At 69.7% G+C, this 12,884-nt stretch carries 14 protein-coding genes; 10 read left to right on the forward strand and 4 right to left on the reverse strand.

Annotated features, from left to right (window positions below; genetic code table 11):
* The 4 genes from AC1DY5_RS03865 to AC1DY5_RS03880 all read left to right on the forward strand — a co-directional run.
* A partial coding sequence (locus AC1DY5_RS03865) for a hypothetical protein (protein ID WP_478108722.1) occupies positions 1–255 on the forward strand: 255 nt, incomplete at its 5' end.
* Between the two features lie 24 nt (positions 256–279).
* Entirely contained in the window at positions 280–1,095 is an 816-nt protein-coding gene (locus AC1DY5_RS03870; RefSeq protein WP_478108724.1) for a carbon-nitrogen hydrolase family protein, read from the forward strand.
* Between the two features lie 113 nt (positions 1,096–1,208).
* Positions 1,209–3,146 carry a two-component system sensor histidine kinase NtrB gene (locus AC1DY5_RS03875; RefSeq protein WP_478108786.1) on the forward strand — a complete coding sequence of 646 codons (1,938 nt, stop codon included), beginning with the start codon at positions 1,209–1,211 and terminating at the stop codon, positions 3,144–3,146.
* A gap of 14 nt (positions 3,147–3,160) precedes the next feature.
* The gene (locus tag AC1DY5_RS03880) at positions 3,161–3,787 is read left to right on the forward strand and encodes a response regulator transcription factor (RefSeq protein ID WP_478108726.1); all 627 of its coding nucleotides are present in this window, start codon (positions 3,161–3,163) and stop codon (positions 3,785–3,787) included.
* Between the two features lie 6 nt (positions 3,788–3,793).
* Here AC1DY5_RS03880 and AC1DY5_RS03885 read toward each other — a convergent pair whose 3' ends face one another.
* Both AC1DY5_RS03885 and AC1DY5_RS03890 read right to left on the reverse strand, forming a co-directional pair.
* Positions 3,794–4,465 carry a YiaD family glycine zipper/OmpA-like lipoprotein gene (locus AC1DY5_RS03885; protein ID WP_478108727.1) on the reverse strand — a complete coding sequence of 224 codons (672 nt, stop codon included), beginning with the start codon at positions 4,463–4,465 and terminating at the stop codon, positions 3,794–3,796.
* A 205-nt stretch (positions 4,466–4,670) separates the two neighbouring features.
* Positions 4,671–4,808 (reverse strand): hypothetical protein, encoded by a 138-nt coding sequence (locus tag AC1DY5_RS03890; protein WP_478108729.1) that lies wholly within the window; start codon positions 4,806–4,808, stop codon positions 4,671–4,673.
* On the opposite strand from AC1DY5_RS03890, the gene mltA reads away from it, so the two are divergent.
* Positions 4,807–5,949, forward strand: a complete 1,143-nt coding sequence (gene mltA / locus AC1DY5_RS03895; RefSeq protein ID WP_478108731.1) for a murein transglycosylase A — start codon at positions 4,807–4,809, stop codon at positions 5,947–5,949. The genes AC1DY5_RS03890 and mltA overlap by 2 nt on opposite strands.
* A 30-nt stretch (positions 5,950–5,979) precedes the next feature.
* Here the strand turns inward: mltA and AC1DY5_RS03900 are convergent, their stop codons facing one another.
* Both AC1DY5_RS03900 and AC1DY5_RS03905 read right to left on the reverse strand, forming a co-directional pair.
* The gene (locus AC1DY5_RS03900; RefSeq protein WP_478108733.1) at positions 5,980–6,132 is read right to left on the reverse strand and encodes a hypothetical protein; all 153 of its coding nucleotides are present in this window, start codon (positions 6,130–6,132) and stop codon (positions 5,980–5,982) included.
* A gap of 44 nt (positions 6,133–6,176) precedes the next feature.
* Positions 6,177–6,686: an Lrp/AsnC family transcriptional regulator gene (locus AC1DY5_RS03905; protein ID WP_478108735.1), complete on the reverse strand. Its 510-nt coding sequence runs from the start codon at positions 6,684–6,686 to the stop codon at positions 6,177–6,179.
* 106 nt (positions 6,687–6,792) lie between these two features.
* Here AC1DY5_RS03905 and mdeB point away from each other — a divergent pair, with 106 nt between their 5' ends.
* The 5 genes from mdeB to AC1DY5_RS03930 are packed head-to-tail and all read left to right on the forward strand — an operon-like array spanning position 6,793 to position 12,883.
* Entirely contained in the window at positions 6,793–9,450 is a 2,658-nt protein-coding gene (gene mdeB / locus AC1DY5_RS03910; protein ID WP_478108737.1) for an alpha-ketoglutarate dehydrogenase, read from the forward strand.
* Between the two features lie 50 nt (positions 9,451–9,500).
* The gene (gene ltnD / locus AC1DY5_RS03915) at positions 9,501–10,397 is read left to right on the forward strand and encodes an L-threonate dehydrogenase (RefSeq protein ID WP_478108739.1); all 897 of its coding nucleotides are present in this window, start codon (positions 9,501–9,503) and stop codon (positions 10,395–10,397) included.
* Between the two features lie 19 nt (positions 10,398–10,416).
* Complete coding sequence (gene otnI, locus AC1DY5_RS03920; protein WP_478108741.1) at positions 10,417–11,241, forward strand: 2-oxo-tetronate isomerase; 825 nt, start codon at positions 10,417–10,419, stop codon at positions 11,239–11,241.
* Positions 11,238–12,428, forward strand: coding sequence for an amidohydrolase family protein (locus tag AC1DY5_RS03925; RefSeq protein WP_478108744.1), 1,191 nt, complete (start codon positions 11,238–11,240; stop codon positions 12,426–12,428). The genes otnI and AC1DY5_RS03925 overlap by 4 nt, the downstream gene beginning before the upstream one ends.
* Positions 12,425–12,883: a RidA family protein gene (locus AC1DY5_RS03930; RefSeq protein WP_478108746.1), complete on the forward strand. Its 459-nt coding sequence runs from the start codon at positions 12,425–12,427 to the stop codon at positions 12,881–12,883. Before AC1DY5_RS03925 ends, AC1DY5_RS03930 begins: the two co-directional genes overlap by 4 nt.
* The last annotated feature ends 1 nt before the right edge of the window (position 12,884 follow it).

Genomic DNA, 12,884 nt, shown 5'->3' on the forward strand with positions numbered 1-12,884 from the left:
ACCCAGAGCATCCGCGTGGTGGTGGTGCCCGAGATCAGCGCCGGCACGGCGGCGCTGGTGGCGACCGCGATCAATCCGGCGATCGGGCTCGGAACATTCTTGGCACAGATGGTGCTGAGCCGGCCGCTGATCGCCGCCGCCACCCAGGAGTTCCAGATCGACGGCACCTGGACCGACCCCAAGATCACCCGCGTGCCGCGGCGCTCGCCCGCCGAAGCCCTGGGCGCGCCGGTCCCCTCGTCGGTCCCTCGTTAGAACAAGCAAGAAGGAGACGCCGCCATGAAAGTCGCAGCCATCCAGATGGTGTCGGCCATCGCCCGCGAGGCCAACCTGGCACGCGCCCACGACCTGCTGGCCGAGGCCGCGGCCGAAGGTGCCGAACTCGCGGTGCTGCCCGAATACTTCTGCATGATGGGCCGGCGCGACACCGACAAACTGGCACTGCGCGAGACCGCCGGCGCCGGCACGGTGCAGAGCTTCCTGGCGGATGCGGCGCGCGAGTTCGGCCTCTGGATCGTCGGCGGCACGCTGCCGATCGAGACCGACGACGACCAGCACGTCTTCAACAGCTCGCTGGTCTACGGGCCGGAAGGCGCCTGCGTCGCGCGCTACGACAAGATCCACTTGTTCTACTTCGACAACGGCCGCGAACGCTACGACGAGCGCCGCGTGATCGCGCCCGGCACCCAACCCGTGTGCTTCGACCTGCCCTCGCGCGACGGCCATGCCTGGCGCATCGGCATGAGCGTCTGCTACGACCTGCGCTTTCCGGAGCTCTACCGGGCGCTGTCGCGCCAGGGCGCCGAACTGCTGCTGGTGCCCAGCGCCTTCACGCGCACCACCGGCGCCGCCCATTGGGAGGTGCTGCTGCGGGCGCGGGCGATCGAGAACCTGGCCTGGGTGGTCGCGCCGGCGCAAGGCGGCACCCACGAGAACGGGCGCCAGACCTGGGGCCAGTCGATGGTGGTCGACCCCTGGGGCTCGGTGGCGGCCCAGCATGCCGAGGGCGAGGCCGTGGTCCTGTTCGACATCGATGTCGCCCGGCTCGCGGCCGCGCGCGCGCAACTGCCTGCGCTGTCGCACAGCGTGATCTGAAGCCGGTGTCCGCGCCTCCGCTTCCCGTTGCCCGCGTCCTGCGCCCGGCCTTCGCGCGTCTGCGCTTCCTGCGCTCGGTCTGGCGTCGCTGGTTCCTCTGGGTGCTTCTGGCCATGCTGGTGCTGGCGCTGCTGGTCACGGTGGTCTGGCTGGCCGGGCGGCACGAGGTCGAGCAGACCCAGATCGTGCTCGACCGCGACGCCGCCGATGCGGTATCGGACCTGCGCGACGGCCTGCAGCGCAACGTGCAGACCTTGCGTGCCTCGAAGGCCGGCGGCATAGACCGCGAGCAGTGGGAGAACCGAGCCGCGAGCCTGTTGCGGGACCATCGCGAATGGCTGCGCCTCGAGTGGCGCGACCCGGCGCTGCGATTGCTCGGCGCGGTCGATTCGCCCTACCGCCGGCGGGTCTTCGGCGACAACGAACGGGGCCCCGACCAGATCGACGTCGAACTGGCCTGCTCGACCGCGCGCAAGCTGGGCTCGCCGGCCTATTCGCCGAGCCACTATGTGGCCGCGGTGCAGGGCAGCGGCCTCGAGGTGCTCGAACTGTGCGTGCCGATCGAGGGCGGCGGCTACCTGGTGGCCGCCTACTCGCTGCGCGACACGCTGACCGAGCTGCTGGCGCCGATGCTGAGCCGGGGCCAGGAAGTCGCCTTCACCGAGGCCGACGGCACCCGGCTGGTGGCGATCGGCGCGCCGCGGCGCATCGGCACGCGGGTCTTCACCTCGCAGCAGCTGATTGACCTGCCGGGCGTCACGCTGATGCTGCGCATCGATGGCTGGCGCGCCGTGCCCGACCTGTTCCCCAACATGCTGACCGCGCTGGTCACGGGCATCTCGATCGCGCTGGTGTCGGTGCTGGTGCTTCTGGCGCGCGATACGCGGCGACGCCTGCGGGCTGAGCGCGATCTCGCCGATGCGCTGGCCTTCCGCAAGGCGATGGAGGACTCGGTGATCACGGGCCTGCGCGCACGCGACCTGAAGGGCCGGATCACGTACGTCAATCCGGCCTTCTGCGAGATGGTGGGATTCAGCGCCGAGGAGCTGATGCACAGCGACGTCGAGGCCCCCTACTGGCCGACCGAGCTGGCGCACGAATACCATCGCCGGCAGGCGGTGCGCCTGGCGGGCGCGACGCCGCCGCGCGAAGGATTCGAGTCGGTCTTCATGCGCAAGGATGGCAGCCGTTTCCCGGTACTGATCTTCGAGGCGCCGCTGATCAACGCGCACGGTTCCCAGACCGGCTGGATGAGCGCCTTCATCGACATCAGCGAGCAGCGCCGCATCGAGGAGCTGTCGCGCGCCAGCCAGGAGCGGCTGCAGGCCAGCGCCCGGCTGGCCACCGTCGGCGAGATGGCCTCGCTGTTGAGCCATGAATTGACGCAGCCGCTGGCGGCGATCGCCAGCTATGCCAGCGGCTCCCTCAACCTGCTCAGCGCCGACGGTTCGCCGCGCGCCGGCGAACACCAGGAGGTCGCGATGGCGGTGCGGCGCATCGCCGAGCAGGCCGATCGCGCCGGCCAGGTGATCCGCAGCGTGCACGACTTCGTGCGCCGGCGCGACCGGACCCGCGAGTCGGTGACGCCCCAGGCGCTGGTCGAGGCGGTGCTGCCATTGGTGCGGCTGCAGGCGCGCAAGCTCGGCGTGCGGGTCGAACTCGCGTTCGACGACCACCTGCCGGCCGTGGTCTGCGACCGCACGCTGGTCGAGCAGGTGCTGCTGAATCTCGCGCGCAACGGCATGCAGGCGATGGACATGCCCGAGCTGAGCGAGCGTGTGCTGCGGCTGCGGGTGGTGCGCGCCAGCGGCAGCCCGGGACCGGATGCGCGCCGCTGGCTCGAGTTCTCGGTCGCTGATGTCGGCTGCGGCATCAGCGACGAGGTGGCGTCGCGTCTCTTCACGCCCTTCTTCACGACCCGGCCCGACGGCATGGGCCTCGGCCTGAGCCTGTGCCGCACGGTGGTCGAGCAGCACGGCGGCGTGCTGATGCACGAGCCGCATCGGCCGCGCGGCACCATTTTCCGTTTCACGCTGGCGACTGCTTCCTGACAATTCACCCATCCATGCAACCCTTGATCGATTCCCTGATCTTCATCGTCGACGACGACGCCAGCGTGCGCGAGGCACTGGCCTGGCTGCTGCGATCGCGCCGCCTGGTGAGCGAGCATTTCGCCAGCGCAGAGGCCTTCGAGGCCCGCCTGGCCGAGCAGCCGCTGACGGACCATCCGCATTGCCTGCTGCTCGACGTCCGCATGCCCGGCACCAGCGGGCTGGTGCTGTTTGACCGGCTGGCCGAACGCGGCCTGCTCGACACGCTGCCGGTGATCTTCCTCACCGGCCATGCCGATGTGCCGACCGCGGTCGATGCGGTCAAGCGCGGCGCCTTCGATTTCTGCGAGAAGCCCTTCTCGGACAACGCCCTGGTCGACCGCATCGAGCATGCGCTCGGCGCGTCGCTGCGCGCCATCGAGGCCCGGCGCACGCGCCAGCTGCTCAAACGCCGCATCGACGAGCTGACCGAGCGCGAGCGCGACGTGATGCGCTGCGTGATCGAGGGGCTGCCGAACAAGCTGATCGCCGATCAGCTGGCGATCAGCGTGCGCACGGTGGAGGTCCACCGCGCGCGCGTGTTCGAGAAGATGGAAGTGAAGTCGGCCGTCGAACTGGCCAACCTGCTGCGCGGTGTCTGAGCTTTCTCAGCCCTGGGGCCGCTCGCCCACGTAGATCTCGACGCGGCGGTTCTGTGCCCGGCCGGCATCGCTGTTGTTGTCGGCGATCGGCTCGCGCGAGCCGCGGCCCTCGATGCGGATCGAGGCGGCCGGCACGCCGCGCGCCACCAAGTAGTCGCGCGTGCTGGCGGCACGCGCGATCGACAGCGGGTTGTTGATGGCATCGGTGCCGGTGCCGTCGGTGTGGCCGATGATGCGCACGTCGGCGTTCGGGTTGTTGYGCAGGCCGCTGGCGAACTGGTCGAGCACCGGCGAGAAGTTGGGCTTAATCGCCGCGCGGCCGACATCGAAGGAGATGTCGCTCGGGATCGCCAGCTTGAGTTCGTTGTTGGCGGTCCGGGTCACGGCCACGCCGGTGCCCTGGGTCGCGGCTTCCATCTGGCGCTTCTGGTTCTCCATGTGCTGCGACCACAGGTAGCCGCCGGCCGCGCCGGCCAGGGCGCCGACCGCAGCACCGGTGCCGATGGCGCTCCGGTTGCCGCCGGTCGCCGAGCCGATCGCCGCTCCCGCCAGCGCACCGACGCCGGCGCCGACACCGGTGTTGCGTTGGGTGTCGGTCATGCCGGTGCCGGTGCCGGTGCCGGCGCAGCCCGACAGGACGAGCGCCGCGGCGCAGGTGGCAAGTACGAATCTTTTCATGTCGATCCTTATTCGAGGTGCAAAGCGATGAAGGACCATTATCCCGAGTGAGAGCCGCCGAAAAAGGCCCCCGGCCGTCTGGCCATGACTCGCAGTCCAAGAGTCAGGCGCCGGAAACGCTTGCTACATCTTGCGCTGACGCTATCGTTTTGATAGCCTGTAGTGCGCTGGCCGACATCCCGAAGCGGCCTCGGACTACGAACGGTCAATCGCGCCGGGACGGCGCGTCGCTGTCTTCCGGGTCGTCCAGTTCGCCGCCCTTGCGACCGGAGAACATGGTCCACCAGACGATCAGCACCAGCAGCAATCCGGCCGCGAGGGCTTCAAGCAAAATCAGACCCATGAACAATGGACTCCGGTGGCTGGTGGGACTTGCGATCGTAGCAACGCTTGCCGGTTGCAGTTTCAGCACGCGACAGCCCGACATTCCGGCGGCAACGCCGAGCGGGACCCCGACCGCACCCCGTGATCTCGGACCCCTGACCGCATCGCTCGCCCATCCCAAGAGCCGCTGGACGCCGGTGCCGTGGTCCGAACTGCCCGGCTTCACCGAGGATGCGCTGCACGAAGGCTGGGTGGCGATGGTCTCCAACTGCGCGCGGCCGAACGCCGCCATGGCGCCCTTGTGCCGCGATGTCCGCCAGCTTGCGCTGGCCGAGCCGGACCAGCAGCGCGAATGGATGATGCAGCGGCTGCAGCCGTTCCGCATCGAGCCGCTGGTGGGTCCCAGCGACGGCAAGCTCACGAGTTACTACGAGCCGGTCTTCGACGCTTCGCGCCGCCCGACCGCGACGAACACGGTGCCGCTCTACCAGGTGCCCGCCGGACTGGTCGCCAAGCGGCCCTGGTACACGCGCCAGGAGATCGACACGCTGCCGCAGGCCCAGACGGCGCTGGGCGGCCGCGAGATCGCCTGGCTGGCCGATCCGATCGACGTGCTGATGCTGCACATCCAGGGTTCGGGGCGGCTGCGCATCACCGAGGCCGACGGCTCGCAGCGCATGGTGCGCGTGGCCTTCGCGGCCACCAACGAGCAGCCCTACCGCAGCGTGCAGCAATGGCTGCTGAGCCAGGGCGCGACCAAGGTCAGCCTGTGGCCGGACGACACCAAGCAGTGGGTGGCGCAGAACCCCCAGCGCCTGTCGCAGCTGCTGTGGAGCAATCCGCGCTACGTGTTCTTCCGCGAGGAGCCGCTGAGCGAAGTGGATGCCGCTTCGGGGCCGGTGGGTGCGCAGGGCGTGCCGCTGACGGCCGGCCGGTCGATCGCGGTCGACCGCGACAGCATCCCGTACGGCACGCCCGTCTGGCTCGCCTCGCCCGGGCCGGCCGTGCCGATGGCCAAGCTGGTGGTCGCTCAGGACACCGGCAGCGCCATCGTCGGCGCGGTGCGGGCCGACTACTTCGCCGGCACCGGTGCGGAGGCGGGTCGCGTCGCGGCACGCGTGAACCAGCCCCTGCGCTTGTGGGCTCTCTGGCCCAGGTAGCTGCTCGTCGGGCAGTTGCGAGGGCTGCAATCAGCCCATTTTCACGACGAAGATCGTCAGCGCCGAGACGATCGTGATGTGCAGCAGGAATTCGAGCCGGCGCTCGCGCGGCGCGATGGCCAGGGCTGCGCCGGCGACGAGCAGCGTCAACGAACCGAACATGAGATCGAAGGAGATGTCCACAGAGCCGCTGTCCTTGCTGGCACACCGGCCTGCACGAGGGAGGATTATCGATGAGCCGCAGGGCCGACCTGGGCGCTGCCGGGCTCGCGCAGGCCCGGTAGCGGCAAGGCGGTCTTGTAGCGCACCTGCTTGAGCGCGAAGCTCGAGCGGATCTTCTCGATGCCGGCGATCGGCGTCAGCTGCTCGAGGATGAACTTCTCCAGCGCGGCAATATCGGCCACGGCGACGCGAATCAGGTAGTCGCTGTCGCCGGTCATGAGGTAGCACTCCATCACCTCGTCATGCTCCGCGATGCGTTGCTCGAAATCGGCCAGCGACTGCTTGCTTTGGGTTTTCAGGCTGATCGAGATGAAGACATTGAGGCCGAGGCCCAGCGCGCCGGCGTTGACCAGTGCCACGTAGCGCCGGATGACGCCGCCCGCCTCGAGCGATTTGACGCGCGCCAGGCAGGGCGAGGGCGACAGGTGGATGCGGCGCGCCAGCTCGACATTGGACAAGGCGCCGTCGCGCTGGAGTTCGTCGAGGATGCGCAGGTCGATCGCGTCGAGTTGCATGAAATGCCGTTGAATGGCAAAAATGCGAAATTCTATGCCGTGAATCTCGCCGCGAGGACATCGAAACAGCAGCCCATTTCACCTGGGGCGGCCTAAATTGCGGTCTATGAATGCTCCGATCCCTTCCGACGATCTGCGCGCCCTGATCGACATGCCCCTGCACGATCCCGACCCCGTCGAAACCGCCGAATGGCGTGCCTCCTTCGTCGCCCTGGCCGAGGCGCACGGGCCGGAGCGCGCCCGCTGGATGCTCGACGAACTCGCCCGGCTGGCGCGGGCGCAGCGCATCGGCTGGGAGCCGGACCTGTCGACGCCCTATGTCAACACCATCGCGGTCGAGGCCCAGCCGGCCTTCCCCGGCGACCTCGCGATGGAGGAGCGGCTGGCCTCGCTGATGCGCTGGAACGCGCTGGCGATGGTGGTGCGCGCCAACCAGGCCTACGGCGAACTCGGCGGCCACATCGCCAGCTACGCCAGCGCGGCCGACCTGTTCGAGACCGGCTTCAACCATTTCTTCCATGCGCGCACCGGCACGCACCGCGGCGACCTGGTGTTCTTCCAGCCGCACAGTGCGCCGGGCGTGTATGCGCGCGCCTTCCTAGAAGGCCGGCTCGGCGAAGAGGACCTCACGCACTACCGCCAGGAGCTCACGGCGCCGGCCTTCACCGAAGGCCAGGGGGCCCGTGGGCTCAGCAGCTACCCGCACCCGTACCTGATGGCGGACTTCTGGCAGTTCCCGACCGGTTCCATGGGCATCGGCCCGATCAGCTCGATCTACCACGCGCGCTTTATGCGCTACCTCACGCACCGCAAGCTGCTCGACTGCGAAGGCCGAAAGGTCTGGGGCGTCTTCGGCGACGGCGAGATGGACGAGCCCGAATCGATGAGCGCGCTGACGCTCGCCGCGCGAGAGAAGCTCGACAACCTGGTGTGGGTGGTCAACTGCAACCTGCAGCGCCTGGACGGCCCGGTGCGAGGCAACGGCCGCATCATCGACGAGCTCGAGAAGCTGTTCGCGGGCGCCGGCTGGAACGTCATCAAGCTGGTCTGGGGCAGCGACTGGGACGGCCTGTTCGCGCGTGACCTCACCGGTGCGCTGGTGCGCGCCTTCTCGAACACGGTCGACGGCCAGATGCAGACCTTCGCAGCCAAGGACGGCCGCTACAACCGCGACACCTTCTTCGGCCAGAACGAGCAGCTCGCCCGGCTCGCCGAGGGCATGACCGACGAGCAGATCGACCAGCTCAAGCGCGGCGGCCACGACCTCGTGAAGATCCACGCCGCCTATGCTGCGGCGGCGGCGCACCGCGGCCGGCCGACCGTGATCCTGGCCCACACCAAGAAGGGCTACGGCATGGGCAGCGCGGGGCAGGGCAAGATGACCACGCACTCGCAGAAGAAGTTCGACGACACCGACCTGATCGCCTTCCGCGACCGCTTCAGGCTGCCTTTGACGGACGCGCAGGCCATCACCGCGGCCTTCTACAAGCCGGCCGAGGACAGCGCCGAGATGCGCTACCTGCAGGCCAGGCGCGCCGCGCTCGGCGGCAGCATGCCGCGCCGCGTGACCGACTGCGAGTTCGTGGCCAAGCCCGACATCTCGGCCTATGCGCAGTTCGCGGTCGCCGCCGCCGGCAAGGAGATGAGCACCACGATGGCTTTCGTGCGCATGCTCGGCAACCTCATGAAGGACAAGGCGCTGGGCCCGCGCGTGGTGCCGATCGTGGCCGACGAGGCGCGCACCTTCGGCATGGCCAACCTGTTCAAGCAGGTCGGCATCTATTCGAGCGTGGGCCAGCGCTATGCGCCCGAGGACATCGGCTCGGTGCTCTCGTACCGCGAGGCGACCGACGGCCAGATCCTCGAGGAGGGCATCAGCGAGGCCGGCGCCATCGCCAGCTGGACGGCCGCCGCCACCAGCTACAGCGTGCACGGCCTGGCGATGCTGCCTTTCTATATCTATTACTCGATGTTCGGCTTCCAGCGCGTCGGCGACCAGATCTGGGCCGCCGCCGACCAGCGAGCGCGCGGCTTCCTGCTCGGCGCCACCTCGGGGCGCACCACGCTCGGCGGCGAAGGGCTGCAGCACCAGGATGGATCGAGCCACCTGATTGCCGCTACCATCCCGAACTGCAAGGCCTACGACCCGGCCTTCGCGGGCGAGATGGCGGTGATCGTCGACGCCGGCATCCGCGAGATGATGGTCGAGCAGAAGGATGTCTTCTACTACGTCACGCTGATGAACGAGAACTACGCGCAGCCCGACCTGCCCGCGGGAGTCGAGGCCGACGTGCTGCGCGGCTGCTATCGCTTCGACGGCTGGCCCGGCGCGCAGCCGGCCGGTGCGAAGGCGCAGGTCACGCTGCTCGGCTCGGGGGCGATCCTGACCGAGGTCGTCAAGGCGGCGCAGCAGCTGGCCGAGCAGGGGATTGCCGCCGCGGTCTTCAGCGTCACCAGCTGGAGCGAACTGGCCCGCGATGGCCGTGCCTGCGAGGCCCGGGCACTGGCAGGCGAGGCCGAGCCCGGCACGCCCTTTCTGGCACGCCAGCTGGGCGGCGGCAGCGGCCCGGTGATCGCCGCGACCGACTACGTGCGCAGCGTGCCCGAGAGCGTCCGCGCCTTCCTGCCCGAGGGCCGGCGCTTCCTCACGCTCGGCACCGACGGCTTCGGCCGCAGCGACACCCGCGCCGCCCTGCGGCAGTTCTTTGGCGTCGATGCGCAGAGCATCGTGCGTGCTGCACGTCACGCGCTCGGATCGCGCTGAGGGCCCTATGATGGGCGCGCGCGAAGCGCGAACCCCTTCCAGGACACCTCATGAACAAAGCAGGACTGATCGGCCTGGGCGCCATGGGCGCGGGCATTGCAGCCACGCTGCGCGAGCGCGGCTACGAGATGCATGTCTGCGACGCACGGCCCGGCGCGGCGGTGCGCTTCGCCGAAGCGGGCGGCGTCGCCTGGGCCACGCCGGCGCAGGTCGCGCACCGCTGCGAGGTCGTGATCTCGGTGGTGGTTAATGCCGCGCAGACCGAGGCCGTGCTGTTTGGCGAAGGCGGCGCCGCCGCCTCGATGAAGCCCGGCAGCGTGTTCGTGATGTGCTCGACGGTCGACCCCAACTGGTCGATCGCGCTCGAGGAGCGGCTGGGCGCACTGGGCATCCACTACATCGACGCGCCGATCTCGGGCGGCGCGGCCAAGGCCGCGAGCGGCCAGATGACCATGATGAGCTCGGCCCGGCCCGAGGCCTACGCGCGCGCCGATGCGGTGCTCGACGCCATGGCCGGCAAGGTCTACCGGCTCGGCGACCGCGCCGGCGCCGGCAGCAAGGTCAAGATCATTAACCAGCTGCTGGCCGGCGTGCACATCGCGGCGGCCGCCGAGGCGATGGCGCTGGGCCTGCGCGAGGGCGTGGCGCCCGAAGCGCTGTACGAGGTCATCACTCACAGCGCCGGCAACAGCTGGATGTTCGAGAACCGCATGGCCCACGTGCTGGCTGGCGACTACACGCCGCTGTCGGCGGTCGACATCTTCGTCAAGGACCTCGGGCTGGTGCTGGACACCGCGCGCGCCAGCAAGTTTCCGCTGCCATTGGCCTCGACCGCGCACCAGATGTTCATGCAGGCATCGACGGCCGGCTTCGCGAAGGAGGACGACAGCGCGGTGATCAAGATCTTCCCGGGCATCGCGCTGCCCGGTCGCACCGATCCCTCCTGACCCTCCCTATCATCGAACCATGCCCCGCTTCGCCGCCAACCTTTCCATGCTCTATCCGGAGCTCGATTTCCTCGACCGCTTCGAGGCCGCAGCCAAGGACGGCTTCGGCGCCGTCGAGTACCTGTTCCCCTATGCGTACGCGCAGCGCGAGCTCGCGTCACGCCTGGCGGCCAATGGCCTGAAGCAGGTGCTGTTCAACGGCCCGCCCGGCGACTGGGAGCGCGGCGAGCGCGGCCTGGCCTGCCTGCCCGGGCGCGAGGCGGAGTTTCGCGAGGGCATCCGGAAGGCGATCGACTACGCGGTGGCGCTCGACTGCCCGCGCATCCACGTCATGGCCGGCCTGGTGCCCGAAGGCGTCGAGCGCGAGACCGTGCAGCCGACCTATCTTGAGAACCTGCGCTGGGCCGCGGTTGAGGCGGCCAAGGCCGGCCGCGACCTGCTGCTCGAGCCGATCAACACGCGCGACATCCCGCGCTTCTTCCTGAACCGGCAGGACCATGCGCACGAGATCGTCGAGGCCGTCGGTGCGCTCAACGTGCAGGTGCAGATGGACCTCTACCATTGCCAGATCGTCGAGGGCGACGTGGCCATGAAGATCCGCAAGTACCTGCCGACCGGCCGGGTCGGCCACTTCCAGATCGCCGGCGTGCCGGAGCGCAACGAGCCCGACCTCGGCGAGCTCAACCATCCCTATCTGTTCGACGTCATCGACGAGGTGTCGGCGCAGTGCGGCTGGCAGGGTTGGGTCGGCTGCGAATACCGGCCACGGCGCGGCGCGGTCGCCAACGGCACCTCGGCCGGGCTCGGCTGGCTGCGCGCCCTGCCACGCACTTCGCGCGCATGAAGCTGGAGGCGGTCCGCATCCCGCCGCGCCTGCGGGGCTTCGCGGCGGGCCAGGCCGAAGTCTTCGACCTGACGCTGGCCGGCGGCCGGGTCGAGACCATCGCCTCAAGTCCACAGCCGGCGCGCGGCACCCTGCTCAGCGCGATGGTCGACGCCCATGCCCACATCGACAAGAACTACACCGTGCGCGAGGCCGGCGCGGCCGAGGGCAACCTGTTCGCGGCGATCGAGCGCATGGCGGCGCATCGCGCGGGCTGGACGGCGGAGTCGCTGCGCCCGCGCATGCAGCGGGCGCTGAACGAAGCCTGGCTGGCCGGCACGCGCGCGTTGCGCACCCATCTCGACTGGGGCGGCGCCGAGGCGCCGGCCTCGCTGGCGGTGTTCGAGGCCCTGCGCGACGAATGGCACGGCCGCGTCGAACTGCAGTTCGTGGCGCTGACGCCGCTCGACCTGTTCGCCGAGGGCGATGCCGGCGAACGCATCGCGCGGGCGGTGCGGCGCGCGGGCGGGGTGCTCGGCGCCTTCGTCTACCGCAACGACGGCATCGTGCACAAGCTCGGCCGGGTCTTCGACCTTGCGCAGGAACACGGCCTGGCGCTGGACTTCCATGTCGACGAAGGGCTCGACGCCGACGCCACCGGGCTGCGCACGATCGCCCAGTTCACGATCGCGCGCGGCCTGCGGGGCCGCGTTGGCTGCGGCCATGCCTGCTCGCTGTCGGTGCAGGACGATGCCGCCGCCAACGACACGCTGGCGCTCTGCGCCCAGGCCGGCATTCACCTGATCGCGCTGCCGAGCACCAACCTCTACCTGCAGGGCGCCTGGGACCGCACGCCGGTGCAGCGCGGCATCACGCGGCTGCGCGAAGCCGCGGCGCACGGGCTGCGCCCGAGCCTCGCCACCGACAACGTCCAGGACGCCTTCTATCCCTACGGCGGCTACGATCTGCTCGAGACCTTCGGCCTCGGCGTGCAGATGGCGCACCTGGCGCCGGCCGCCGACTGGCTCGACGCCATCACCGTGAGCCCGGCCCGGGCGCTGGGACTGGCTTGGGACGGACGCATCGCGCCGGGCTGCCCGGCTGATCTGGTGCTGCTGGCCGCCACCGACGAATATGAACTGCTGGACCTGCGCGGACGACGTCGCACCGTCATCCGCGCCGGCCGCACGTTGGAGAACTCGCAATGAACATGGGCAAGCCAATGGCCAACTACGCCGCCGCCAGGCGCGTCGGCGATTTCGTCTTCATGAGCGGGGTGGTCGCGGTCGATCCGGCAACCCGCCGCGCGGTGGCGGGCTACGACGACATCCCCGACGAAGCGCGCGCGGCCCTGCGCACGCTGGGCTACGCCACCGGCCAGATGTCGGTCGACGTCTTCGAGGCGGCGATCGTGGCGCAGAGCTGGTTCGTGCTCGAGCGCATCCGACAGATCGCGGCCGAGCACGGCGGCACCATGGACGACGTCATGAAGCTGGTGCAGTACTTCCGCCGCCTGCCCGACTACGCGCCCTACAACCGTGTGCGTGGCCTCTTCTACCCGGCCCAGCCGCCGGTCAGCACCGTGGTCGAGGTGTCGCGCTTCCTGCCCGGGGACGAGGTGCTGGTCGAGGTCGAGGGCACGATGTACCTGCCGCAGGGCTGAG

Source organism: Variovorax sp. P4_D9, assembly GCF_056401695.1.